Below are 24,235 nucleotides of genomic sequence, written 5' to 3'. Positions count from 1 at the left end.
TTTGTGCTTCGCCAGCTTGAGTCGGTGTCTAGGGTTGGCGGCGTCCCTCCTCATGCAGTAGCGCTTGCAGCGTATCCAGCCGCGCGCCATCAAACGCCATGACAGTGCCTTGCTCGAATACCCGGCGCGCCAGCCCGGTGAGCACCGCGCCGGGCGGCAATTCGATTTGCAGGCGCACGCCACGCTCATAGGCGCTCTGCACCGTGCCGCGCCAATCGACGACACGGCACATGTTGAACGCCAGATCGTCGCGTAGCGCATCGGTCTTGAGCATCGGCCGGGCGCGGCTGCCACTGAGGTAGCCCAATGTTGGCGCCTTCAACGGCACGTCGGCGAATGCCTGGGCCAACGTCCGGGCCGGTGCCTCCAGCAACGGGCAATGGGACGGCACGCTGACCACCAACCGGCAAGCCTTGCCCGCGCCTTGACGCCGGGCCTTTTCGGCGACGAGGCCCATGGCTTCGTCGCTGCCGGCGATGACTACCTGGTTATCGGCATTGATATTGGCGAGGTAGACCGGCGCTGTTTCGCTGTGTACCTGGGCAAGCAAGGTCTCCACCACCGCGAGGTCCAGGCCGATGATCGCCGTCATGCCGTAGCCTCGTGGATACGCCTGCTGCATCAGCTCGCCCCGCAGGCTGACCAGGCGCAGCGCATCCGCAAAATCCAGCGCCCCAGCCACGACCGCCGCCGGATAAGCACCGATGGACAGCCCCGCGACGTAATCCGGAGCGCGAGCCTGCTCAAGCAACCGACGAGCCGCCGCCACGCCTGCGATCAGCAGGCACAGCTGCACGGCGCGAGTCGATTGCAAAGCCTGGGCACTGTCCAATCGCAATACATCTTCACCCAGCACATCCCCCGCCTCTTCGAGGATCAGCGGTGCCAACCCATGGAGCATGCCCACGCGCTGCGCACCCTGGCCGGGAAAGACGAAAAGGCTGCTCACGCGACCTGCTCCACTGGAGATTGCCAAGGGTCGCTCACCAGGCGCGCCTGGACATCATCCTTGAGCAAGACCCGACGCGACGAACCCGCCCACTCGCGTAGGGCGACGGCGCCGCAAGGCGTTTGCAACTGCATGTCCACGGCGCAGACCGAGGCATCCAACAGCGCCAGCAGTTCCTTGGCCTGGAGACGATTCAGACGACGCGGCGCGCGCAGAATCAAATCCAAGTCACTGCGTTCATGCAGCGCCTCGACACCCGTGGCCAATTCGAACCCGGCGCTGCCGCTCACGCCCCAGATCCAACCACTGGCGTCGAGCAAGGAGCGGAGCTGCGCCAGGGCGATCAGCGCAGGCAGGTCACGACGGCATTCGACATGACAAAGATCTTCCGGGCGTACCCGGCGCTGGACCGCAACCACAGGCATCGACGCGGCGTAACGCTGTTCCCGGGAGGGGCCGCGCAGGCCCACCGCGACGTGCCCGGGCAAGGTGAGCGCCCGACGCACCACCACCGGCTGCCCGAGGTCGAGCGATTCGACAGCCCAACCCGGCGCATCCGCAGGCAACTGCAAGGCAGTCATCCCCCAGAGCAGGTCATGGGCCAGGAACGTGCTCACCACTGCGCCCTCAACAACTGGCGAACTTGGCTGGAAGCTGCGCGATGGGCCGCCCCCAAACGCCCGCTCAGATCCCGAGGCGCACCCGCCACGTCGTTGATCGCCTGTTGCAGGCAATCAGACACCCGCCCCAGATCCGCTGCCGTCGGTTGCTCGATCTGCTCAACCGACAAGGTTTCCCAGAGCAAACCCAGGCTGGCGTAGCTGTCGATGTCATAGGCCATTGGCGGCACGCTGGCAGCCAGGGCTTCAAGTTCTTCGACACTGCGCAAGGTCACCCGCGCCGCCGAGGCCTTGCCCATGGCATGGATCATCACCCCCGGGTCGCGCAGGGCAATCAGCCGGTTGGCCTGGTAGCCGTGGGCCAGGAACGCGCCGGACATCGCCTTGCCCACCAGCAAGCCAATCACCGGGTGCCCGGCCAATCGGGCGCGGACATAACTGTCTGCCGCGCCAGCCAGTGCTTGGTGAATGCCGAGGGCTTCTTCGCGACGGCCGTATGCCTGGCTGGGCACATCGACGATGGCGATCAGCGCACGTTTGCGGGGCGCGTTGCGGTCGGCTTCGATGGCATCGTCCACCGCCTTGGCCAAGCCCCAACCTTCGAGCAACCCGACTTCGCCATTGCGCGCCCGAGGAAAACGGTTGTCGGGATCGGCCACCACGGCGATCAACCGCGCGGTTTGTTCGCCCAGTTGGACGTCGGCCACTTGCAGCGAAGCCGGCAAGCCATCCAACGGCTTGGCGCCGCCGCTCAAGGCCTCGAACCAGCGCGCGCCTCTCATTGAATACGAACTCATGGGCGTTCTCCCTGATACAGCTGGCGAACCGCTGACGGTTCGATTTGCACGTCGGTGTCCAGGCGGGCCAGGCGTTGCAGGAACAAATCTGCCTGACCGCTGCGGTGCTCGTCGGGTACACCCAGGTGCAACAGTTCGCCGACCTGCCGACGGATCTGCGCGACGTCATCGGCAACGTATCGGTCCACCAGCCCGGTCGCGTAGCGCTGCTCGCCGCCGGTCAGGCTCCAGATGAACGGACGATCGCGGGAGTCGTACTCGTCGATGCCGGCCTCCTGCTCGATCACTTGCGGGCCGTTCAACCCCAGCCGCGCTTCCTGGGTCACCAACAGGTAACTGCACAACCCGGCGGCAATCGACATGCCGCCAAAGCAGCCAACGCTGCCCGCTACCACGCCGATCACCGGTTGGAATTGGCGCAGGTCGACGATCGCCGAGTGGATCTCGGCGATCGCCGCGAGCCCGAGGTTGGCCTCCTGCAACCGCACGCCGCCGGTTTCCAGCAGCAGCACGACGCGGGTCGCGATGCCTCTGCGGTTGTCTTCAGCCGCCAGTTCCAGCGCACCGGCAATTTTTGCCCCGCCGACTTCGCCGAGGCTGCCGCCCTGGAACGCACCTTCGATGGCGGCGATCACCACCGGTAGGCCATCGAGCGTGCCCTTGGCGATTACCACACCATCGTCGCTCTGCGGCACCACGCCTTGGCGCAGTAGCCATGGCGACATGACGCGCTGGAAGGGGTCGAGCAGTTCACGGAATGTTCCCTCGTCGAGCAAGGCCTTGGCCCGTTGCCGGGCACCGAGTTCGACGAAGCTGTGCTTGTTTAGCAGCGTTGCGCTGTCAGTCATGGCCGATCTCCTCGAAGCCTTGTTCCAGGCGCAGACGCACCACGCCTGGGGTGGCGCCGAAATCATGGATGTCGATGTTCATCGCCGGGGGCGTCTGGCCGTCGAACATGCGGGCGAACAGATGCTGCCAGCGTTGCCCGCTGCCATTGACCGAGGTCTGCACCTGAATGGTCAATTTTCCCGCCAGCCCCGGTTCGATCAGCACCTCCAGATCGCCCGAGCCGACGCAGCCCACCAGCGCCCGGCCTCGTGGCGGCTGTCCGGCGGAAAATTCAAAGGACAAGGTTTCCATCAGCACACTCCTGGAAAGAGGTCATCGCCGCGCTCGATACGGTCGAGAAAGAGGCAGGCGGCAAGCAGGTCGGCAGCGCCGCCGGGCGAGGCGTTCAAGGCAATCAATTGTTGGTCCAGCGCATGGAGTTGGCGGCGACCCACCAGGCTCGCGCTGCCACCGGCGTCGAGCACCGCTTTGGCGCCCTGTTGCATGGCTTGCAGCCCCGCTTCGCCGGCGCGGTAGAGCACGCAGGTGTCGGCCAGGGTGGTCATGATCGCCAGCAAGGCATCGAGCCGGGCGTTCTGTTCGCCCGCCCCAGCCGCGCGGCTGCGCTTGAGTTGCGGCAGGCCCAGGCCGGTAACGGCCGGGAACGCCAGCTGCGCTTCTTCCCGGGCACCGCGTACGCCGTAACGCTGGGCGACCTGGACGCCATGGCTCAAGGGTTGGGGCGCATAACGGTCGTTGAGCAAGGCCAGACGAGCGGCGCGTAGGGTGACGGCGCCCGCGACGTTGGATTCAGGCTTCAGCGCCGCCGCAGCGATCAACAGGCCCAAGGTCCAGATCGCGCCACGATGAGTATTCACCCCACCCGTGGTGGCGAGCATCGCGGCTTCACCGTCGCGGCCGATGCGGCCCAGGGCTTCGCGCAATGGCAGGCCGATCTCGCCACAGTCGAGGGCGGCTTCGGCCATTTCCTTGAAGGCCGGCCACAATGACAACGCCGAAGCGTGCATCAGACCCAAGTGCAGATCGGTGTGGGCACCGCTGCCGCGCCGATCCACCAGCGCCGGTTTCGGCGAGAGGTCGGCCTCATCGATCAACGCGTCCACCGCCAGGTCGGCCAGACGTTCAGCCAGGGAAATTGGCTTGGGTTGCAGATTCAAGGCGCGCATTTACCAGCTCCTGAACTTGGCGGGCGGGTTGTAGAGGCCACCGGACCACTCCACCAGATCGGCCACGCTCTTGGCCGCGAGCAGCTCGCGGGTGGCGTCGGTGCGGCGGATACCGAGGTCTTCGGGCAAGGCAATCAACCCTTCGCGGCGCATGCGCGCGGTGTCTTTCGGGTCATGGCGCAAGCCGACGGCCGTCACCCCGGCCACGGCGGCGATCATCGCCTGGCGCTCTTCGAGGGAGCGGGCCTTGTACAGGTAGGCGATGCCTTCTTCGGTGAGCAGGTGGGTAACGTCGTCGCCGTAGATCATGATCGGCGCCAGGGGCATGCCGGCCTTCTTCGCCACGTCCACCGCGTCGAGGGTGTCGACGAAGGTCGGTTTGCCGCCCTCCTGGAACGTCTCGACCATCTGCACCACCAGCTTCTTGCCGCGCTCGAGCAGCGGCGCTTCGCCGTCGCCGTGGCGCATGTCGAGCCAGGCCGGGGTGCCATGACGACGGCCGCGCGGGTCGTGGCCCATGTTCGGCGCGCCGCCAAAACCGGCGAGTCGGCCACGGGTCACGGTGGAGGAATGACCGTCGCCGTCCACTTGCAGGGTAGCGCCGATAAACAGGTCCACCGCGTATTGCCCGGCCAGTTGGCAGACCATGCGGTTTGAACGCAGCGAGCCGTCATGGCCGGTGAAGAACACGTCGGGCCGGGCGGCGATGTAGTTCTCCATGCCCAGTTCGGTGCCGAAGCAATGTACGCTTTCGACCCAGCCACTTTCGATGGCCGGGATCAGGGTCGGGTGCGGGTTGAGGGTCCAGTTGCGGCAGATCTTGCCTTTGAGGCCGAGGGATTCGCCGTAGGTCGGCAGGATCAATTCGATGGCGGCCGTGTTGAACCCAATGCCGTGGTTCAAGGATTGGACGTTGTGTTTTTCGTAGATCCCACGGATGGCCATCATCGCCATCAGCACATGCACAGGCTTGATGTGGCGCGGGTCGCGGGTGAACAGCGGCTCGATGTAGAACGGCTTGTCGGCCACCACCACGAAATCCACCCAGGACGCCGGGATGTCCACACGGGGCAGGTCGCTGACGTCGTCCACCAATTGGTTGACCTGGACAATGACGATGCCATCGCTGAAAGCCGCCGGTTCGATCAGCGCGGGGGTGTCTTCAGTGCTGGGGCCGGTGTAGATGTTGCCGGCGCGGTCGGCCATGAAACCGGCCGAGAGCACCACGTTGGGAATCAAATCCACCACCAGCCGAGCATAGAGTTCGATGTAGGTGTGGATCGCGCCGATTTCCAGCAGGCCGTCTTCCAGCAATTGGCTGATGCGCAGGCTTTGGGTGCCGGCAAAGGAAAAATCCAGCTTGCGAGCGATGCCACGCTCGAAGAGGTCCAGGTGCTCGGAACGGCCGACGCTGGGCATGATCATGTGCAGGTCGTGCAGCTTCGATGGGTCGGCCTTGGCAAGGGAGCGCGAAAGAAAATCCGCCTGCTTCTGGTTATTGCCCTCCAGCACCACACGGTCGCCGGGCAAGATCAATGCCTCCAACGCCGCAACGATGTTATCGGTGGGCAACACCACGCCATCGGCAAGGTCTTTGACCAACGCCAGGCGCCGCTGCTTTTCGCCGCGCCGCCGCGTCCATCGCGAGTCGGGGGATATTGTTGTTGTCATGACCACTCCACGGGTTCGCTTTCGTGGGGCTTACCTTAGGAGTGTTGTGGCGAGGGCATCAATCAAGCTCGATGGTGGATCGTTACGGTGGGAGTAATGGTTGGGTGCGGCGCGATGGACAGCGCTTTTCGTGGCGAGAAAGCTTGCTCCCCGCCACGCATATCAGCTCTGGGACAGCCCCGCGGCAAGGACCAGCTCCTCCAACGCCAACAGATCCGGTACTTTCGCCACATGTTCCCCGACCTGCACGGCGGCCTGCTCCAGCCCGCACAGCGGCACGTCAACGTAGCTCAACTGGCTGTCGAGCTTGTAGGAGCGCGGGATGCCTTGGACCAGCAGGGCAATGAAGCGCAACTCCGGGCGGCCGCCCAGGGCGTTGAGCACGACGATGCGCGCGCGCTCGCCGATCATGGTTTTCTGGCCACAGGCCGACTCGAAACTCAGCAGTGGGATCTGGCGTTCGCGCCAGCTCACCCAGCCCAGAAACCAGGGCGGTGTGTCCATGTCGAACGCGCTGCTTTGGTAGTCGATCAGCTCCGCCACCGCGACATTGGGCAATACCAGATGCCGGTCGGCCAAGGGCAGCAATAACCCGGTGAGATGACTGGCGCGAAATTCATCCATGGTTTTTGCTCCAGTAGGCGATGCTGTCGAGCAGCACCGATTCCTGGTACGGCTTGCCCAGGTAATCGTTGACACCGATGGTCATGGCGCGGTCGCGATGCTTCTGGCCGGTGCGGGAGGTGATCATGATGATCGGCAAGTGCGCCAGGCTTGGGTCGTTGCGCACTTGGGTGGCGACTTCGAAGCCATCCATGCGCGGCATTTCGATGTCCAACAGCATCAGGTCAGGCGTGTGTTCGCTCAACAGGGCCATGGCGTCAACTCCGTCCTTGGCCGTGAGGACATGCATGCCATGGCGCTCCAGCAAGCGGCTGGTAACCTTGCGCACCGTCACCGAGTCGTCCACCACCAAAATCAGCAGCGGTCGCTGGGGTTCGCTCTCACTTTGGGTAGACAACTGGCGGCGCGGCACCTGGTGCGGCAAGGCGCGGATCGGCGCCAGCAGGTCGAGGATCAGCACCACCCGGCCGTCTCCCAGGATTGTCGCCCCGGACAGGCCCCGTACCGCTGAGAACTGCGAGCCGAGACTCTTGACCACGATCTCCCGGGTCCCAGCGGTGGCGTCCACCTGCACCGCGACGTGCCGTTCGTTGCACTGCACCAGCAGCACCGGCAAGGGCTGGCTTTGCCCCAGTAATTTCGGGCGGGCCGCGGTTTTCAGCAGCTCCCCCAGATAACACAGCTCGTAGCGCTGCCCGGCGTAGGTGTAGGTGGGCGGATCGAGCTGGTAATAGCCGTCCAGTTCAGCGGGCAATACCCGGACGATGCTGTCGATGGTGTTCAACGGAATTGCGTACTGGTCTTCATGGCACTGCACCATCAACGCCCGGTTCACCGACACCGTGAACGGCAGGCGAATGCGAAAGTGCACACCCTGCCCCGGCGTCGAGTCGATGGACATCGTGCCGCCCAACTGCCGCACCTCTTCGTGGACCACGTCCATGCCGACGCCACGCCCGGAAATCTGGGTAATTTTTTCCGCCGTGGAAAAGCCTGGCTGGAGAATGAACTGCAGCACATCACGGTCACTGATGTCGCTGTCGGGCGCCAGCAAGCCACGCTTGATCGCCTTGCGCCGCACCGCGTCCAGTGGCACTCCGGCACCGTCGTCGCGAATGTCGAAGATGATGTCGCCCCCCTCCCGGGACAGGTCGAGGCTGATGCGCCCCTTGGCCGGCTTTCCGGCGGCGATACGCACATCGGCGGGTTCAAGGCCATGGTCGACGGCGTTGCGCAACATATGCTCCAAAGGCGCCGCCATGCGTTCGAGCACGTTGCGGTCCATCTCGCCCTCGGCATTGTCGACCACGAACTCGACGTCCTTGCCCAGCTCTTGGGCGACTTGCCGGACGATGCGCTTGAGTCTCGGCACCATGCGCTCGAACGGCACCATGCGCGAACGCATCAGGCCTTCCTGGAGTTCGGTATTGATGCGCCCTTGCTGTTGCAGCAGGTTTTCCGCGTCGTGATTGCTGCGGTCGAGGGTTTCCTTGAGATCGAGCAAGTCCGAAGCGGACTCGAACAGCGCCCGGGACAATTGCTGCAACTGGGAATGGCGGTCCATCTCCAAGGGGTCGAATTCTTCGTAGCCCAACCGCTCGGCTTCCGCTTGCTGGCGGCTGAGAATGCGCCCCTGGGTTTCGGTATCCAGGCGACGCAACTGATCGCGCATGCGCTCGATGGTGGTTTCCATCTCGCCCAGGGCAATACGCGCGTCGTTGACTTGTTGCTCGATACGGCCACGGAAGATCGATGTTTCGCCAGCGAGGTTGACCAAGTCGTCGAGCAATTCGGCGGAGACCTTCACTGTGTCCACGCCGTCGCCCGACATTGCGGGCTCGGGTCGCGACGGCAGCGTTGCTGGCGCCTGGATCGAGGCAGGCTCCGGTGTTGCAACAGGTTCGGGCGCCTCGTTCTCCTGCGGATGGCCCACCGCGTGGATCCGCGCGATCAACCGATCGCCTGGCGGACACGGCTGCCCTGCGCGGACCGCGTCGAGCATCTGCGCCAGTCGGTCATGACTGCTTTGCAGCAGGACAAATAGCTCGGGGCCCGGTTGCAGCAGACCCGCCGACAGGCCTTCGTAAAGGTTTTCCAGTTCATGGGCGAGATCGCCGATGGGGGCGATTTCCACCATCCGTGCGCCGCCCTTGAGGGTATGCAAGTCCCTCAGCAAGGTTTCCACGGCCTGGCGGTTGCCCGGGTCTTCCTGCCAGCGCAGCAAAGCAGCGCCGGAACTGTCGAGGATGTCGAAACCCTCCTCGAGAAAGATTTCCAGCAGCTCCGGGTCATGCCCCGTGGCATCGCTCGGACTCGCCCCCGGTGTCTCGATGGCGTTCGGCCGGTCCTGGCGGAACCGGTGGATAGCGTCGATCAGCGCAACGGGATCGCCCAGTGGCTGGCCTTGCTGCAACTGCCCGAGCAAAAGATCGAGGCGCGCGTGGCTGCTGTCGAGCAGTTGCGCCAGTTCCTCGCTGTAGCTGTAGCGGCGATCCACCAGTCCCTCATAGAGGCTTTCGAGCTCCTGGGCGAGGTCACTGACCGGCCGGATATTCGCCATGCGCGCGCCGCCCTTGAGCGTATGCAGATCGCGCTGCAGCGACGACAGCGGCGCGCCGTTGTCCGGATCGGCGAGCCAGCGCTGCAAGGCCTGGGCGGCGCTTTCCAGGATGTCCTGCGCCTCTTCGAGGAAGATCGAGGCGATGTCGTCGTCGACCGAGGTCTCGGTGGTCGCGCCCTGCTCCATTTCGGCGGTCGCCTGTCCCAGCTCGCGGATGCTAAGGGTGCGACTGCCGTCGCTGCGAATCAGCCCCGTGGCGGCTGGGTCGAGACTCTCTTCGAGCAGTTTGCGCAGGGCTTGCACCCGCTCGGACCGCGAATGCACATGCTGGCCGGCCGCCAACTCGTCGAGCATGTCGATCAACGCTTCGTGGGCGCGTTGCGCTTCCTGGAAAAAGGCGTCGCTGACTGCGAGGCTGCTTTCCTCCACCGCGCCGTAGAGGTCGAGCAACGCTTCGCAGAGCTCGTCCACCGGGTGCAGGTCGGCCAGGTGCGCGCCTTCGCCCAGGGTGGTCAGCTCATCGAGCAAGGCACTCAATTCCTGGCTTTCAGCGGGATGCTGCTGCCAACGCTGCAACAGGTTCTCTGCGTCCAACAGGATATCCATGCCTTGGGCGAGGAAGTTATTGATCAACTGCGGATCACGCTTGGTCCGCGCGCCTTGATCCGCCGCGCCCACCGCCGCCTGCAAGCGCTCGGCCAGCAGCGCCCGGGCCCGCTGGATCAAGTCGGCGGCACCGGCTATCGAAGCCAACGGTTCGCTGTGCAACTGGCGCAGGCCGCGTCGCAACAGCCCCTCGCCCTCAAGCAGCAGTTCAATCTCATCCAGGTCCAGCGCCAGCGAATGCGCCTTGTATTCCCGGGCCAGCTCGTCCAGCGCCCCGGCAAGCTCGGCAATGGGCAGCACACCGGCCATCGATGCGCTGCCCTTGAGGGTGTGCAACGCCCGTTGCAGTTCGTCGCTGGCCTGCAACGGCAGTTGTTCGGCGGCTTGATCAAGGAAGCGATCGAGCGTGGCGAGGTGCCCTTGGGCTTCGTTGTCGAAAATGTTCAGGAGCAGCGGATCGAGAGCCGTCACGTCTCGCTCGTCGTCATCGTCTTCATCGCTGCCCTTGGCAAGGGCATGGGCGCGAGCCGCCAGACGATCGACGTCGTCACGCTGGGATTGGCGGTGCGCGGCGAATTCGGCGACCAGGGCCGGCAGCAGTTGCACCGTTTCTTCAATCAACTGCCGGACCGAAGCGCCCGGCTCCACGCTGCGTTCCAGCACCCGGTTGAGCAGGTTTTCCACGGCCCAGGCCAACTCACCGAGGATCAGCGCCCGAACCATCCGGCCGCTGCCCTTGAGGGTGTGGAAGGCTCGGCGCAGTTCTGTGAGGGCGCCGTGATCGTCCGGATGGGCAGCCCAGCGCGGCAGGTACTCATTCAAGACATCGAGCACTTCGGCGGTTTCCTCGAGGAACACCTCGCGCAGCTCATCGTCTATCGGGCTTTCGTCCGCCGGGGGCGGCAGCAGGCTGGCCGGCATGTTTCTCGCCGGCGGGTTGACCGCCGAGACCGGGCTGGCCAGGACTTCGGCCAAGGATTGCACGGTCTGCGGGTCGTCCAGCTCTTGCAGATCCTGCATGACCTGGGCTTCGTTGGGGCTGAGCACGTCATCGAGTAACGGCACGCGGGCTTCGTCGGGGAAATACCCGAGGGCGCCCAGGCTGCGCTCGACCCCATCAAGCAGGTTCTCGGCAGGCTTGTGGGGGTCTTCGCTCAAGCGCTCCAGGTAATATTCCAGGCCGGTGATCACGTCGGCCAGGTGATCCAGCTCTTCCCAGCCCGGTCGGGCATGCTCGAGCAACAGGTGCTCGTGGATGAAACCGTGGCAAGCCTCTACGAGGCTGGCAGCACGGGTCAACGGGATCATCGCCAGCGCACCGCGCACCTGGGTCAGCAGCGCCGGCAATGGCTGGAGCTGCTCGCTGTTCCAGTCCGCGTCGATGTAGTCGACGATCAGGTCCTTGGCCTGCTGCAGGCAAGTGTGGGCTTCCTTGATGACGATCTGGTGGATCTGGGTCAGGTCGGTGGTCGGCAGACGGTTGTCTTCGCGGCTCTCCGGCTCGACAGTGCCGACCATGCCGGCCAGGGTCGCCTCGACATAGAGCAGGGCTCCGGCGACGTCCATCAGGGTCGCGTCATCCGGCTCGCGCTGGCCCTGGGCCAGGCTCAGGACCACCGCCAACTGGTCGATGATCACTTTTCGGGGCTGGCCGAAACCCAGCACCGCCAGGGTGTCGGCGATCTGGCGCAGGGGCGCCAGCAAACTGTCCAGCTCCGTGACGTGCTGCCGATCGCTGCGCACGAACAGGTCCAGGCGTTCCTTGACCCGGACCAGTTCCTCGCAGAGCGCCGCCAGCACCGAGCGCATGGCATCGCGGTCGGGCCCGGCCAGGCGGGCCCGTTCCTCATCGACCATGGCGCTGTCGGGCAGCGCGTCGTCCAGTGAGTAGCGTTCTTTCATGATCTGCATCTGCCCGCTGGGATGTTCGGCCTTGGCAATATAGAACAACAGGCTCTTGACCAGGTGTGACGGGGCCGGTTGATTGACGCCTGGCATGCCCTGCACCAGCAGGCGCTTGAGCTCCTTGTCGGCATCCTTGAACAGGCTGCGCAACGCCGGGCTGTTGGCGATGCGCCCCTCGCGCATGCCCTCGACCAATGCCGAAGCGACCTGCCACAACGCATTGAGTGGCGCCCCGGCGCACAGCGTTTCCAAACGGTGGAAGACTTTGGCCAGGTAGCCGAGGTGAGTGACGTCGTCTTGTTCGCGCAACAACCCCACCAACGCGACCTGCAAGGTTTGGCGCAGCTTGCGCAGGGTGCCTGGCAGGTCGGCGGGTTCGAGCCGTTTCAAGGCGTCATCCCTGAGAGGCGCGACATCAGGCAACTGCGGGCTGAACAGACTGGTCTCCGACAACAGGCTTTCGCCCCTGGCGCTGCGCAAGTCGTTGATCAACGGCAGCACCACCAGCGGCAGGTCGCGACGGGCGCCTTGCACACGTTCAAGATAGGCCGGCAATTGGCCCAGGGCCTGGCGCAACAGGCTGACGGCCTCGTCGCGGTGGGCAATACGATTGTCCTGCAGCGCGATGCACAGTTGCTCCATTTCTTCGGCGAGTAACGCCGCGCCATAAAACTCGACCATCTGCAGGCCACCGTGGACCTGATGGATACAGGCCAGGCATAGGGCAAGTGCATCCGGCGCCTGCGGGTCGTCCTCCGGACGATTGAGTGCCAGATGAGCCTGCCTCAGCGTTTCGGCAATCTCGCCCTTGACCCACTCCAGGGCCACGTAGTCGTGCCGATCACCCATATCCACTCCAAATCAACAGTCATATGCAGCAGAGCACCTCAGCCCTTATTGCGAGGGAGCTTGCTCCCGCTGGGCCGGTTCGACGCCTCGGGCGCAGCGGCCAAGGATTTTATGAGCGCTGCGCGCTCAAGTGGGAGCAAGTTCCCTCGCCACAAAAACTTCCTCGCCAGATGCGTTTTTTCAATGTGCAGCGCTGGTCAGTCACTGCTTGTCCTCATCGCCAGCCGGTGCCGGCGGCAAGGTGAAACCCGACACCGAGCGGCGCAGTTGGCTGGCCATCTTCGCCAGGTTGCCGATGCTCTCGGCGGTGGCGGTGGAGCCGGACGAGGTCTGCGAGGTGATCTGCTGAATCACGTTCATGGTCAAGGAAATCTGCCCTGCGGAGGTGGTCTGCTGCTGCGCCGCGTTGGAAATGCTCTGGATCAGCGCCGCCAGGGTCTTGGACACACCTTCGATTTCCTCCAGGGCGACGCCGGCGTCCTGGGCCAGTCGGGCACCGCGCACCACTTCGGTGGTGGTCTGTTCCATGGAAATCACCGCTTCATTGGTGTCGGCCTGGATCGCCCGCACCAGCGTTTCGATCTGCCGGGTCGCCGCCGAGGAACGCTCCGCCAACCGCTGCACTTCGTCGGCCACCACTGCGAAGCCGCGACCGGCATCACCGGCCATGGACGCCTGGATCGCCGCGTTGAGTGCCAGGATGTTGGTCTGGTCGGCGATGTCGTCGATCAGGCTGACAATGTCGCCAATTTCCTGGGACGACTCGCCCAACCGCTTGATGCGCTTGGCGGTGTCCTGGATCTGTTCGCGAATGTTATCCATGCCATGGATGGTGTTGTGCACCACCTCGTTGCCCTTGTTGGCGATTTCCACGGAGCGCTCGGCCACCGCCGACGACTCGGCGGCATTGGCCGAAACCTGGTCGATGGATTGGGCCATTTCATTGATTGAAGTCGATGCTTCGGAAATTTGCTGGGCCTGGTGCTCGGATGCCTGGGCCAGGTGCATCGCCGTGGCCTGGGTTTCCTGCACGGCGGCAGCGACCTGGCCGGCGGTGAGGTTGATGGTCGCCACCAGATCACGCAACTGATCCACCGAGTAGTTGATCGAGTCGGCGATGGTCCCGGTGAAATCCTCGGTGACCGAGGCAGTGACGGTCAGGTCGCCGTCGGCCAGGTCCTCGATTTCGTCGAGCAATCGCATGATTGCATTCTGGTTGCGCTCGTTCTTTTCCGCCGTCTCTCTCAACTGGCGGTTGGTTTCGCGAACCATGACCAGGCCGATAAGGATAATCGACATCAGCGCCAGCAGGCCCAATACATAGCCGCCAATGGTGTTGACCGAACGCCCGCCCGCCAGGTTCTCGAACGCCGTGGCCAGGTGCGAGGCCTCATCGAGGAGGGTTTGCGACAGGCTGAAGATATTGCTCGCCGACTCGCGGACCTTGAACAGCTCCGGGGAGGTCTCGAGGATTTCATCCACCGAGCCCGAGACGAACTCGAACAGCTCGCTGATTTCCGACAGGCGCGCCCGGGCATCGCGATCCTGTACCTGGGGGATCTTCAAGGTCGGGTCCCCTTGCAGCATGCCGTTGAGCACCTGGCCGAAACGCGCGGCGTCGCGGCCAAAGGTATCGGCGGCCTGGCTGGCATTTTCATCGCCGGCCAATACGGTATTCACCGCGCCGAGGATGCGTTCGGCCAGCAGCGACTGGCGCTGGGCCATGGCCACCTGGGCGGCCGGCGCTCCACGTTGCAGGAGGATCTCGACGACTTTTTCATACTCGACCTGCAGTTGCGGAACGGTTTCGGCCAGGGTCGCCGCGACTTGATGCAGCGACAGGACGGTTTGCTCGCTGGAGAGGATGGCATCGGTATTCTTCAGCAGCCGCTCCCAGTCCAACTGCACGGCACGCATCTGCGGCCGCAGGGTGGCGGGCGCCGGCGGCAGGCCGGTCACCGGATCGCCCTGTTTCAGGTAGCCCCAGCGCTGGGCGAAGTCGTTGCGCGCATCGCTCAGCAGCTTGAACGCAGCCGCCTTGCCGGCCGCGGCCTCGGTGGCGTTCTTGGCGATGCGCTGGGACAACACCCGCAGCTCACCGGCATGGCCGATGTACTGTTTGTCATAGGTGGACTGGACGTTGAGGTACGCGAAATTGGCGAACAACAGCATGATGAAGACAATCAGCGCGACGAACAGCACGATGATCTGCGAACGACTGCGCGACGCTTCCAGTGGCTTGCCTGTTTTTGCTTTGATCATCGGTTCTCGCCTGTCCCCAAAACCCCAAACCACCGCCATTCAAATGTGGGAGCGAGCTTGCTCGCGATAGCGGCGGTACAGCTTGCATCAATGTTGACTGCACTGGCGCCATCGCGAGCAAGCTCGCTCCCACAGGGGCCGCGCTGCGGCCTGTTAAACCGCCACATCCATGAACCCCGGCGAACGCGCCAAGGCAAACGGGCTGAACACCTGCCATTGCCGCTCGCCGGCGAAACGGCCCTGGACGTACGCCGATTCCGGGCGATCCAAGGAGGCCGTGGGAATCGCTTCAAGGCTGTCCTTGGCAAAATGCTGCAAGCCGAGCACTTCGTCCACCAGCAAACCGGCGAAGACTTCGTCATGGTCCACCACCAATACCCGCCGCTGCTTGCGCACGCTGGACAGTTCATGGCCGAAAAAACCGCACAGGTCCATCAGTGGCAACAAGCGCCCCCGCAGGTTGGCGACTCCGCGAACCCATGGCTTGACCCCGGGCAACGAGGTGTGGCGCGGCTCATGCAGCACTTCACTCACTTCGCCCATGGGCGCCACGTACCAATGTTCGCCCAGGCGAAAACCGATGCCGCTCCAGCTGTCCCGGTGCATGGGCTGGGACGGGAGGTCCGCGCCCAGCAACCGGCAGCGTCGATCGATCTGAAGCAACAGTTCGAATGCGGTCAGGGAGTGGCTCATGCCCGCGTCGTCAGCCTTCCAGCACTTTGTTCAGGGTCGTGATCAGGGTGTCCTCGTCCACCGGCTTGGTCAGATAGTCCTTCGCACCCTGGCGCGTACCCCAGACCTTGTCGGTGTCCTGGTCCTTGGTCGTGATGATGATCACGGGGATGTGTCCGGTATCAGGGTCCTTGGTCAGCTGGCGCGTGGCCTGGAAACCGTTGAGGCCGGGCATGACGATATCCATCAATACCGCATCGGGTTTTTCCTGGCGGGCCAATGCCACGCCATCGGCGCCGTTTTCGGCCTTCAGGACCTCGTGGCCGTGCTTTTCCAGCATGCCAGTGAGCTTGTACATCTCAGTCGGCGAATCATCGACGATCAGAACGCGTGCCATGGTGTTCCCCATTCTTCTGGACCTCGGGCCCGAGGCCGAGCGTCATTAATGTGCCTGGTGCGACTGGACAGCGGCAAAGCCCGGGACATGGGCCTGTATCGCGCCCAGCAGTTCTTCCTTGCTGAAAGGCTTGGTCAGGAATTGATCGGAGCCGACAATGCGCCCCTTGGCCTTGTCGAACAGACCATCGCGGGACGACAGCATGATCACGGGCGTCGCCTTGAAGGCGCTGTTGTTCTTGATCAGGGCGCAGGTCTGGTAACCGTCCAGGCGCGGCATCATGATATCGACAAAGATAATGCCTGGATGATGATCGACGATCTTGGCCAGGGCATCGAAGCCGTCGACCGCCGTTATCACTTCGCAACCAACGTTGCGCAGCAGGGTTTCGGCGGTGCGGCGGATGGTCTTCGAGTCGTCGATGACCATCACCTTCAAAGCGCTGGGTTGCTGCTGCGTAAGATGCTCTGCCATTGCCACTGCGAACCGGTTTTTAACGCATAAGTGTGATCGACAGCGCAAACCCTTGATGTTCAAGGCCCGCACGTCACATGGCAGCCTTTTTAGCACAGTCTCCAGCAACGATCTATCCGCCGCTCGGTACGGTGGTTTTTCCTTGACCGCCAATCTTCGGGGCGCCACTCTGACGCCACTTTTTCAGCCATTTGTGCCCATCAAATTTCGAGGAACCAAGCCATGAGCGTACGCGTCGGCATTGTCATGGACCCAATCGCCAGCATTTCCTATAAGAAGGATAGCTCGCTGGCCATGCTGCTGGCCGCTCAAAAGCGCGGCTGGGAGTTGTTCTACATGGAACAGCGCGACCTCTACCAGGCCGAAGGCCAGGCCCGGGCACGGATGAAGCCGCTGAAAGTCTTCGCCAACCCCGAGAAATGGTTCGAACTGGGTGACGAGAACGACGCGCTGCTAAGCGACCTGGACGTGATCCTGATGCGCAAGGATCCGCCGTTCGACATGGAATTCGTGTATTCCACTTATCTGCTGGAACAAGCTGAAAGCGCCGGCGTGCTGGTGGTCAACAAGCCGCAGAGCCTGCGCGACTGCAACGAAAAGCTGTTCGCCACGCTATTCCCGCAATGCACGCCGCCCACCATCGTCAGCCGTCGCCCGGACGTGTTGCGCGAATTTGCCGATCATCATGGCGACGTCATCCTCAAGCCCCTGGACGGCATGGGCGGCTCTTCGATCTTCCGCCACACCGCAGGCCATCCGAACCTGTCGGTGATCCTGGAAACCCTGACCTTGCATGGCCAGCAACAGATCATGATCCAGGGCTACCTGCCGGCTATCGCCGACGGCGACAAGCGCATCCTGATGATCGACGGCGAACCCGTCGATTATTGCCTGGCGCGCATCCCGGCGGCCGGCGAAACCCGTGGCAACCTGGCGGCCGGTGGTCGTGGCGAAGCTCGTCCGCTGACCGACAAGGATCGCTGGATCGCCGCCCAGGTCGGCCCGACGCTGCGCGAGAAAGGCCTTCTGTTCGTCGGCCTGGACGTGATCGGCGAGCATCTGACGGAGATCAACGTCACCAGCCCGACCTGCATCCGCGAGATCGACAATGCCTTCGGCACGGACATCGGCGGCATGCTGATGGACGCCATCGAGAAGCAGCTGCAAGCGGCAAGCCACACGCGGCAAGCTTGATGCAGCTTGTCGCTTGCTGCTTGAGGCTTGAAGTTAAAAACCAACATTGCGTTATCATGCCCGGCCTGTGAAACCCGCGATGTTGGTTTTTTTGCCATGACACTCCCGTCCGATCTGCCCCAAGAGCTCGCCCATCGTGGCGTGCGCCCGGCTGATCGCCTTGGCTTCACCCTTTTCCTGGCGGCATTGATCCACCTGGCGGTGTTGTTGGGCGTCGGCTTTGCCACGGTCGAACCCAAGCAGATCAGCCAGACCCTGGAAATCACCCTGGCCACCTTCAAGAGCGAAACCAAGCCACAGAAGGCGGACTTCCTGGCCCAGGAAAACCAGCAGGGCAGTGGCACCCTGGAAACGAAAGCGACCCCCAAGACCACCGAGATCGCGCCGTTTCAAGACAATAAAGTGCAGAAGGTGACCCCGCCGCCCACGGCCAAGCCGGAAGTCCAGGAGACGGCGCCCAAGGCTGCCGTGACCACCGTGGCGCCGAAGCCGAAAAAAGCCCCGGTAAAGGAAGAGGTCAAGCCCGATCCGAAACCCAAGGCGCCAGAACCGACTTTCGACAGCTCGCAGTTGTCCAGCGATATCGCCAGCCTGGAAGCCGAACTGGCCCAGGAACAGCAGTTGTACGCCAAGCGCCCGCGCATCCATCGCCTGAGCGCAGCTTCGACCATGCGCGACAAGGGCGCCTGGTACAAGGACGAGTGGCGCAAGAAGGTCGAGCGCATCGGCAACCTGAACTACCCCGACGAAGCCCGGCGCAAGCAGATCTACGGCAACCTGAGATTGATGGTTTCGATCAACCGTGATGGCTCGCTGTACGAAGTGCTGGTGCTCGAATCCTCCGGCCAGCCGCTGCTGGACCAGGCGGCCCAGCGAATCGTGCGCCTGGCCGCGCCCTTCGCACCGTTTACTGGTGACCTGTCGGACATCGACCGCCTGGAAATCATCCGCACCTGGAAGTTCGCCCGAGGTGATCGGCTGTCCAGTAACTGATCTTCAGACAGTATCAATACCCTGTGGGAGCGAGCTTGCTCGCGATTGCCATCGATCATTCAGCATGAATGGCGACTGACACACCGCATCGCGAGCAAGCTCGCTCCCACAGGGGATTGGTGACAGCCCCAAGCATTTCCCAGCTTGTCAGTTCGCCCCCACGCCGCCACACTAGCGCCTATGAAAAACGTCAGCCCCACCTACCTCAAGCATCACTTCCTGATCGCCATGCCGCACATGGCCGATCCGAATTTTGCCCATACCTTGACCTACATCGTCGAGCACACGGCCAATGGGGCCATGGGACTGGTGGTCAATCGCCCACAGGAGCTGAACCTGGCGGATATCCTCGAGCAACTGCGCCCCGAGGTCGAGCCGCCATTGCTGTGCCAGCATGTGCCGATTTTCATCGGTGGCCCGGTGCAGACCGATCGCGGTTTCGTGCTCCACCCGTCGGGTCCCAAATTCCAGGCCACCGTCGATTTGAACGGTGTGTCGCTGTCCACATCCCAGGACGTGCTGTTTGCCATCGCCGACGGCGTCGGCCCGGAAAAGAGCCTGATCGCCCTTGGCTATGCCGGCTGGGAACCCGGGCAACTGGAAGCCGAACTGGCCGACAATGCCTGGCTGACCTGCCCGTTCGACGCCGACATCCTGTTCAACACCAGCAGCGAACTGCGCCTGGAAGCGGCCGCCAGCAGGCTGGGCGTCAACCTCAGCTTGCTCACCAGCCAGGCAGGACACGCCTGATGGCTCTCCGCCTGCTGCTGGGCTTCGACTACGGCACCAAACAGATCGGCGTTGCGGTCGGCCAGGTCGTCACCGGCCAGGCCCGCGAACTGTGCACCTTGAAAGCACAGAACGGCGTTCCGGACTGGAACCAGGTCGAAGCGCTGATCAAGGAATGGAAACCCGACGCCGTGGTGGTCGGCCTGCCGTTGAACATGGACGGCACGCCCAGCGACATGTGCGTGCGCGCGGAGAAGTTCGCCCGACGGCTCAACGGCCGCTTCAATCTGCCCTTCTATACCCATGACGAACGCCTGACCACGTTCGAGGCCAAGGGCGAACGCCTGGTCCGCGGTGGGCAGAAAGGCAGTTACCGCGACAACCCGGTGGACGCCATCGCCGCCGCCCTGCTGCTGCAAGGCTGGCTCGATGCCAACGCCGCCCTGTTAGAAACCTGATTTTTTGAAAGCGCCGCGAGGCGCTTTCTTTTAGCGATAAACCGAGTCACCAGCACCGACCCGGAAACCTGAAGGAGCCAGCATGAGCCTGCCCAATCCCGCCGAACTGATCAGCCAGATGGCGATCCGTCTCACGGCGCACCTGGAACAACGCGGCATTAGCGAACCGCGCTACATCGGCATTCGCACCGGCGGCGTCTGGGTTGCCCAGGCCTTGCTCGATGAACTGGGCAGCGATTCGCCGCTGGGTACCCTGGATGTGTCCTTCTACCGCGATGACTTCAGCCAGAACGGCCTGCATCCACAAGTACGTCCCTCGGCCCTGCCGTTCGAGATCGAAGGCCAGCATCTGGTGCTGATCGACGACGTGCTGATGAGCGGCCGGACCATCCGCGCCGCCATGAACGAACTGTTCGACTATGGCCGCCCGGCCAGCGTGACGCTGGTGTGCCTGCTGGACCTGGACGCCGCCGAGCTGCCGATCCGCCCGAACGTGGTCGGCGCGACGCTGACGCTGGCCACCCATGAGCGGGTCAAGCTCTCCGGGCCGTCGCCGCTGCAACTCGAACTGCAAGATCTTGCCCTTTAACTGCCCTTGTAAGAGTCCATCGCGATGACGCCTCTCGAAACCAAGCGCCCGCTGCAGCTCAACGATCAGGGCCAGCTGCGGCATTTCCTGTCCCTCGACGGCCTGCGCCGCGAGCTGCTGACGGAAATCCTCGACACCGCCGACTCATTCCTCGAAGTCGGCGCCCGAGCGGTGAAGAAAGTCCCGTTGCTGCGCGGCAAGACCGTGTGCAACGTCTTTTTTGAAAACTCCACCCGCACCCGCACCACCTTCGAACTGGCGGCCCAGCGGCTGTCGGCGGATGTGATCAGCCTCAACGTGTCCACATCCTCGGCGAGCAAGGGCGAGACCCTGCTCGACACTCTGCGCAACCTCGAGGCCATGGCCGCCGACATGTTCGTCGTGCGCCACGGTGACTCCGGCGCGGCACACTTCATCGCTGAACATGTCTGCCCGCAAGTGGCGATCATCAACGGCGGCGACGGCCGTCACGCCCACCCGACCCAGGGCATGCTCGACATGCTGACCATCCGTCGTCACAAAGGCAGCTTTGAAAACCTGTCGGTAGCGATCGTTGGCGACATCCTGCATTCGCGGGTGGCGCGCTCGAACATGCTGGCCCTCAAGACGCTGGGCTGCCCGGACATCCGCGTAATCGCGCCGAAAACCCTGCTGCCCATCGGCGTCGAGCAGTACGGCGTGAAGGTCTACACCGACATGACCGAAGGCTTGAAGGACGTGGACGTGGTGATCATGCTGCGCCTGCAACGCGAGCGTATGACCGGCGGCCTGCTGCCCAGCGAAGGCGAGTTCTACCGCCTGTTCGGCCTGACCACGGCACGCCTGGCCGGAGCCAAGCCGGACGCCATCGTCATGCACCCGGGGCCGATCAACCGCGGCGTGGAGATCGAGTCGGCGGTGGCCGACGGGCCGCGTTCGGTGATTCTCAACCAAGTGACCTACGGCATCGCCATCCGCATGGCCGTGCTGTCCATGGCCATGAGCGGGCAAACGGCCCAGCGCCAACTCGACCAGGAGAACGCCCAGTGAAGCTCAGCATTCTCGGCGCACGCGTGATCGATCCGGCCAGCGGCCTGGATCAAGTGACTGACATTCATATCGATGCCTGCAAGATCGTCGCTCTGGGCGCCGCGCCGACAGGCTTCGCGGCGGTCGAGACCCTCGACGCCCACGGCCTGGTAGCCGCCCCCGGTCTGGTTGACCTCAACGTCGCCCTGCGCGAGCCGGGCTACAGCCGCAAAGGCAGCATCATCAGCGAAACCCGGGCGGCCGCCGCCGGTGGCGTGACCAGCCTGTGCTGCCCACCGCAAACCAAACCGGTGCTGGACACCTCGGCCGTGGCCGAACTGATCCTCGACCGCGCCCGCGAAGCCGGCAACACCAAGGTCTTCCCCATTGGCGCACTGAGCAAGGGCCTGGAAGGCGAGCAACTGGCCGAGCTCATCGCCCTGCGCGATGCCGGTTGCGTGGCGTTCGGCAATGGCCTGAACAATTTCCGCAACACCCGTACCCTGTGCCGCGCGCTGGAATATGCGGCGACCTTCGGCCTGACGGTGATCTTCAACTCGCAGGACCTTGACCTGGCCGAAGGCGGCCTGGCCCACGAAGGCCCCACCGCCAGTTTCCTTGGCCTGCCGGGCATCCCGGAAACCGCCGAGACCGTGGCACTTGCCCGGGACCTGCTGCTGGTGGAGCAAAGCGGCGTGCGCGCGCACTTCAGCCAACTGACCAGCGCCCGCGGCGCCGCGCTGATCGCCCAGGCCCAGGCACGTGGTTTGCCAGTGACCGCCGATGTGGCGCTGTACCAGTTGATCCTCACCGACGAAGCGCTGATCGACTTCAATAGCGTCTATCACGTCCAGCCGCCGCTGCGCACCCGCGCCGACCGCGATGGCTTGCGCGAGGCGGTGAAGTCCGGGGTGATCTCGGCCATTTCCAGCCATCACCAACCCCACGAGCGCGATGCCAAGCTGGCCCCCTTCGGCGCCACCGAGCCGGGCATCAGCAGCGTCGAGCTGTTGCTGCCGCTGGCCATGACACTGGTGGAAGACGGATTACTGGATCTACCGACCCTGCTGGCACGCCTGAGCGCCGGCCCGGCCCAGGCGCTGCAATTGCCTGCCGGGAAACTGGCCGTGGGTGCCGCGGCGGACCTGGTGCTGTTCGACCCCGCCGCGTCCACCGTGGCCGGTGAAGCCTGGCGCTCCAAGGGTGACAACTGTCCGTTCCTGGGTCACAGCCTGCCGGGGGTGGTGCGCTATACCCTGATGGATGGGCGGATCACTCACCAGGTTTGATACCGCGTCGCCCCTATCGCGAGCAAGCTCGCTCCCACAAGGGGATCTTTGGTGAACACAGGATATGTGAACACCCTCGATCCAGTGTGGGAGCGAGCCTGCTCGCGAATGCAGGCGACACGATCTACCTGTCTTAATGGAAAGCCCCACGCTTCTGCGCATTACGAATCGAGACCTGGTCATTCAGCGTCCAGAAGTCATACAGCACCCCCAGGAAAAACACCCCACCGGTCAGCAGGTAAAGGAGCCCACTGAGCCACTTGCCTTGGTACATGCGATGCACACCAAGCACCCCGAGGAACGTGAGCAGGATCCACGCCACGCTGTATTCGATGGGGCCAGGGGTAAAGCGCAGGTCCGCTTCGCGGTCCATGGCAGGGATCAGGAACAGGTCGATCAGCCAGCCAATGCCCAGCAGGCCGAAGGTGAAAAACCAAATCGTGCCGGTCACCGGCTTGCCGTAATAGAAACGGTGAGCGCCGGTAAACCCGAGAATCCAGAGCAGATACCCGATGACTTTGCTGTGGGTATCGCGGATTGCGTCCTGTTGATAGCTGTTCATGAATGGTCTCTTTTGCCTCGATAGAAAAATTTGTTCGGACTTTTTGTGACTTTTTTGTGTCTCGCCGACAAGCGGTCCTGGTCGGCCCGAGCCGGGGAAACGCCCGTACTACGGGGCCTGTGTCGGACAATCAGGCCAAAATGACGGTATTGTGCGGCGTTTACGCTGGGTTTCGGATCGACAAACGGCCTCGGAAAGCGAAAAAAAGCTGTTATAAAGTTGCGCGCTAACCTTTATGAGCCCTGCCTAATGCGTCCATTTTTAAAGACATGGCTGACCATCTGCCTATTATTGCCACTGGCCGCCCACGCCACCAACCGTGAGCAACGTCTTCCCAACATCAATGGCTACACCCCTAAATCCCATGTTTCTGCTCCGTCGAGCAAGAACAAGCAAGGCGTCCAGCGCGTGAGCACGGCTCAGAGTCGACTGGTGCCACCCATGGCGACCAAGACCACCAGCAATGTCTTGAGCCGCGCCGTGAATGTACTCGGCACACCTTACCGTTGGGGCGGCAGCAGCCCAAGTAAAGGTTTCGATTGCAGTGGGCTGGTGAAATACGCCTTCAACGACGCCACCTTCGATTTGCCGCGCACATCCAACGCGATGGCAGCCGGCCACGGTGAAAAAGTCGAGCGCAAGGACTTGAAGCCTGGGGATCTGATTTTCTTCAAGCTCAAGAGCCGGCGAGTCAACCATGTGGCCATCTACCTGGGCAATGACCGCTTCATCCACGCCCCGCGCCGTGGCAAGTCGGTGACCATCGACACGCTGAACAAGCCGTATTGGAACACCCATTACGTGGTTGCCAAGCGGGTACTGCCCAAAGAGCCGGGTGCGATGCGGGTGGTTCAGCGCTGATCATCGGCCTCTGTGGCGAGGGGATTTATCCCCGCTGGGCTGCGAAGCAGCCCCAAGATGGTCAGTCTGAAATAAAGATTCAAGCCTATGCATTGTTGGGGGCGCTTCGCACCCCAACGGGGATAAATCCCCTCGCCACAAGGCCTCCTTG

Annotated in this window: 22 protein-coding genes; 8 read left to right on the top strand and 14 right to left on the bottom strand. The window is 63.4% G+C overall.

Annotation, left to right across the window (positions count from 1 at the left end; translation table 11 throughout):
- Window positions 1–28: 28 nt before the first annotated feature.
- From mdcH to pilG, 13 genes are all read right to left on the bottom strand, one after another.
- The gene (gene mdcH, locus DOCECA_RS24150) at window positions 29–949 is read right to left on the bottom strand and encodes a malonate decarboxylase subunit epsilon (RefSeq protein WP_445571196.1); all 921 of its coding nucleotides are present in this window, start codon (window positions 947–949) and stop codon (window positions 29–31) included.
- Window positions 946–1,569 (bottom strand): malonate decarboxylase holo-ACP synthase, encoded by a 624-nt coding sequence (locus DOCECA_RS24145; RefSeq protein ID WP_434609062.1) that lies wholly within the window; start codon window positions 1,567–1,569, stop codon window positions 946–948. The genes mdcH and DOCECA_RS24145 overlap by 4 nt, the downstream gene beginning before the upstream one ends.
- Window positions 1,563–2,366 (bottom strand): biotin-independent malonate decarboxylase subunit gamma, encoded by an 804-nt coding sequence (gene mdcE, locus DOCECA_RS24140; protein WP_445571195.1) that lies wholly within the window; start codon window positions 2,364–2,366, stop codon window positions 1,563–1,565. Before mdcE ends, DOCECA_RS24145 begins: the two co-directional genes overlap by 7 nt.
- Window positions 2,363–3,214 carry a biotin-independent malonate decarboxylase subunit beta gene (locus DOCECA_RS24135; protein WP_434649777.1) on the bottom strand — a complete coding sequence of 284 codons (852 nt, stop codon included), beginning with the start codon at window positions 3,212–3,214 and terminating at the stop codon, window positions 2,363–2,365. The genes mdcE and DOCECA_RS24135 overlap by 4 nt, the downstream gene beginning before the upstream one ends.
- A complete protein-coding gene (locus tag DOCECA_RS24130; RefSeq protein WP_445571194.1) occupies window positions 3,207–3,506 on the bottom strand; it encodes a malonate decarboxylase subunit delta in 300 nt (99 codons plus the stop codon). The genes DOCECA_RS24135 and DOCECA_RS24130 overlap by 8 nt, the downstream gene beginning before the upstream one ends.
- Complete coding sequence (locus DOCECA_RS24125) at window positions 3,506–4,381, bottom strand: triphosphoribosyl-dephospho-CoA synthase (protein ID WP_445571193.1); 876 nt, start codon at window positions 4,379–4,381, stop codon at window positions 3,506–3,508. Before DOCECA_RS24125 ends, DOCECA_RS24130 begins: the two co-directional genes overlap by 1 nt.
- Entirely contained in the window at window positions 4,382–6,052 is a 1,671-nt protein-coding gene (gene mdcA / locus DOCECA_RS24120; RefSeq protein ID WP_445571192.1) for a malonate decarboxylase subunit alpha, read from the bottom strand. It lies immediately after the preceding gene.
- A 162-nt stretch (window positions 6,053–6,214) separates the two neighbouring features.
- A complete protein-coding gene (locus tag DOCECA_RS24115) occupies window positions 6,215–6,676 on the bottom strand; it encodes a chemotaxis protein CheW (RefSeq protein WP_434561819.1) in 462 nt (153 codons plus the stop codon).
- Window positions 6,669–12,596 carry an Hpt domain-containing protein gene (locus DOCECA_RS24110; RefSeq protein ID WP_445571191.1) on the bottom strand — a complete coding sequence of 1,976 codons (5,928 nt, stop codon included), beginning with the start codon at window positions 12,594–12,596 and terminating at the stop codon, window positions 6,669–6,671. Before DOCECA_RS24110 ends, DOCECA_RS24115 begins: the two co-directional genes overlap by 8 nt.
- Window positions 12,597–12,797: 201 nt before the next feature.
- Window positions 12,798–14,858 carry a methyl-accepting chemotaxis protein gene (locus DOCECA_RS24105; protein ID WP_434561815.1) on the bottom strand — a complete coding sequence of 687 codons (2,061 nt, stop codon included), beginning with the start codon at window positions 14,856–14,858 and terminating at the stop codon, window positions 12,798–12,800.
- A 153-nt stretch (window positions 14,859–15,011) separates the two neighbouring features.
- Complete coding sequence (locus DOCECA_RS24100; protein ID WP_420765020.1) at window positions 15,012–15,551, bottom strand: chemotaxis protein CheW; 540 nt, start codon at window positions 15,549–15,551, stop codon at window positions 15,012–15,014.
- Window positions 15,552–15,561: 10 nt separating this feature from the next.
- Window positions 15,562–15,927 (bottom strand): twitching motility response regulator PilH, encoded by a 366-nt coding sequence (gene pilH, locus DOCECA_RS24095; RefSeq protein ID WP_420765021.1) that lies wholly within the window; start codon window positions 15,925–15,927, stop codon window positions 15,562–15,564.
- 45 nt (window positions 15,928–15,972) lie between these two features.
- The gene (gene pilG, locus DOCECA_RS24090; protein WP_434561813.1) at window positions 15,973–16,401 is read right to left on the bottom strand and encodes a twitching motility response regulator PilG; all 429 of its coding nucleotides are present in this window, start codon (window positions 16,399–16,401) and stop codon (window positions 15,973–15,975) included.
- Window positions 16,402–16,623: 222 nt separating this feature from the next.
- Here pilG and gshB point away from each other — a divergent pair, with 222 nt between their 5' ends.
- From gshB to DOCECA_RS24055, 7 genes are all read left to right on the top strand, one after another.
- Entirely contained in the window at window positions 16,624–17,595 is a 972-nt protein-coding gene (gene gshB, locus DOCECA_RS24085) for a glutathione synthase (RefSeq protein ID WP_445571190.1), read from the top strand.
- Window positions 17,596–17,691: 96 nt separating this feature from the next.
- On the top strand, window positions 17,692–18,588 hold the full coding sequence (locus tag DOCECA_RS24080; protein ID WP_434649769.1) for a TonB family protein: 897 nt from the start codon (window positions 17,692–17,694) through the stop codon (window positions 18,586–18,588).
- Window positions 18,589–18,768: 180 nt separating this feature from the next.
- On the top strand, window positions 18,769–19,338 hold the full coding sequence (locus DOCECA_RS24075) for a YqgE/AlgH family protein (protein WP_186612059.1): 570 nt from the start codon (window positions 18,769–18,771) through the stop codon (window positions 19,336–19,338).
- Complete coding sequence (ruvX, locus tag DOCECA_RS24070) at window positions 19,338–19,775, top strand: Holliday junction resolvase RuvX (RefSeq protein ID WP_420765025.1); 438 nt, start codon at window positions 19,338–19,340, stop codon at window positions 19,773–19,775. The genes DOCECA_RS24075 and ruvX overlap by 1 nt, the downstream gene beginning before the upstream one ends.
- Window positions 19,776–19,857: 82 nt before the next feature.
- Window positions 19,858–20,364, top strand: coding sequence for a bifunctional pyr operon transcriptional regulator/uracil phosphoribosyltransferase PyrR (gene pyrR / locus DOCECA_RS24065; RefSeq protein WP_420765026.1), 507 nt, complete (start codon window positions 19,858–19,860; stop codon window positions 20,362–20,364).
- 24 nt (window positions 20,365–20,388) lie between these two features.
- Window positions 20,389–21,393: an aspartate carbamoyltransferase catalytic subunit gene (locus tag DOCECA_RS24060; protein WP_420765027.1), complete on the top strand. Its 1,005-nt coding sequence runs from the start codon at window positions 20,389–20,391 to the stop codon at window positions 21,391–21,393.
- A complete protein-coding gene (locus DOCECA_RS24055) occupies window positions 21,390–22,661 on the top strand; it encodes a dihydroorotase (protein WP_434609044.1) in 1,272 nt (423 codons plus the stop codon). The genes DOCECA_RS24060 and DOCECA_RS24055 overlap by 4 nt, the downstream gene beginning before the upstream one ends.
- A gap of 133 nt (window positions 22,662–22,794) precedes the next feature.
- On the opposite strand, the gene DOCECA_RS24050 is transcribed toward DOCECA_RS24055, so the two are convergent.
- Window positions 22,795–23,223, bottom strand: coding sequence for an NINE protein (locus DOCECA_RS24050; protein WP_420765029.1), 429 nt, complete (start codon window positions 23,221–23,223; stop codon window positions 22,795–22,797).
- A 249-nt stretch (window positions 23,224–23,472) separates the two neighbouring features.
- Here DOCECA_RS24050 and DOCECA_RS24045 point away from each other — a divergent pair, with 249 nt between their 5' ends.
- On the top strand, window positions 23,473–24,084 hold the full coding sequence (locus DOCECA_RS24045) for a C40 family peptidase (RefSeq protein ID WP_420765030.1): 612 nt from the start codon (window positions 23,473–23,475) through the stop codon (window positions 24,082–24,084).
- The last annotated feature ends 151 nt before the right edge of the window (window positions 24,085–24,235 follow it).

The sequence above is a fragment of the Pseudomonas sp. E102 genome (assembly GCF_052660185.1).
Note: the sequence above shows the minus strand (reverse complement) of the source record. Positions and strands in the feature narration are given on the sequence as shown.

Coding starts and splice junctions, on each gene's coding strand:
- DOCECA_RS24110 (WP_445571191.1), bottom strand. CDS start 12,596: ATGGGTGATCGGCACGACTACGTGGCCCTGGAGTGGGTCAAGGGCGAG.
- DOCECA_RS24105 (WP_434561815.1), bottom strand. CDS start 14,858: ATGATCAAAGCAAAAACAGGCAAGCCACTGGAAGCGTCGCGCAGTCGT.
- DOCECA_RS24130 (WP_445571194.1), bottom strand. CDS start 3,506: ATGGAAACCTTGTCCTTTGAATTTTCCGCCGGACAGCCGCCACGAGGC.
- DOCECA_RS24075 (WP_186612059.1), top strand. CDS start 18,769: ATGAAAAACGTCAGCCCCACCTACCTCAAGCATCACTTCCTGATCGCC.
- DOCECA_RS24125 (WP_445571193.1), bottom strand. CDS start 4,381: ATGCGCGCCTTGAATCTGCAACCCAAGCCAATTTCCCTGGCTGAACGT.
- pilG (WP_434561813.1), bottom strand. CDS start 16,401: ATGGCAGAGCATCTTACGCAGCAGCAACCCAGCGCTTTGAAGGTGATG.
- DOCECA_RS24045 (WP_420765030.1), top strand. CDS start 23,473: ATGCGTCCATTTTTAAAGACATGGCTGACCATCTGCCTATTATTGCCA.
- DOCECA_RS24080 (WP_434649769.1), top strand. CDS start 17,692: ATGACACTCCCGTCCGATCTGCCCCAAGAGCTCGCCCATCGTGGCGTG.
- pilH (WP_420765021.1), bottom strand. CDS start 15,927: ATGGCACGCGTTCTGATCGTCGATGATTCGCCGACTGAGATGTACAAG.
- DOCECA_RS24050 (WP_420765029.1), bottom strand. CDS start 23,223: ATGAACAGCTATCAACAGGACGCAATCCGCGATACCCACAGCAAAGTC.
- DOCECA_RS24060 (WP_420765027.1), top strand. CDS start 20,389: ATGACGCCTCTCGAAACCAAGCGCCCGCTGCAGCTCAACGATCAGGGC.
- ruvX (WP_420765025.1), top strand. CDS start 19,338: ATGGCTCTCCGCCTGCTGCTGGGCTTCGACTACGGCACCAAACAGATC.
- mdcE (WP_445571195.1), bottom strand. CDS start 2,366: ATGAGTTCGTATTCAATGAGAGGCGCGCGCTGGTTCGAGGCCTTGAGC.
- DOCECA_RS24115 (WP_434561819.1), bottom strand. CDS start 6,676: ATGGATGAATTTCGCGCCAGTCATCTCACCGGGTTATTGCTGCCCTTG.
- pyrR (WP_420765026.1), top strand. CDS start 19,858: ATGAGCCTGCCCAATCCCGCCGAACTGATCAGCCAGATGGCGATCCGT.
- gshB (WP_445571190.1), top strand. CDS start 16,624: ATGAGCGTACGCGTCGGCATTGTCATGGACCCAATCGCCAGCATTTCC.
- DOCECA_RS24100 (WP_420765020.1), bottom strand. CDS start 15,551: ATGAGCCACTCCCTGACCGCATTCGAACTGTTGCTTCAGATCGATCGA.
- DOCECA_RS24135 (WP_434649777.1), bottom strand. CDS start 3,214: ATGACTGACAGCGCAACGCTGCTAAACAAGCACAGCTTCGTCGAACTC.
- mdcA (WP_445571192.1), bottom strand. CDS start 6,052: ATGACAACAACAATATCCCCCGACTCGCGATGGACGCGGCGGCGCGGC.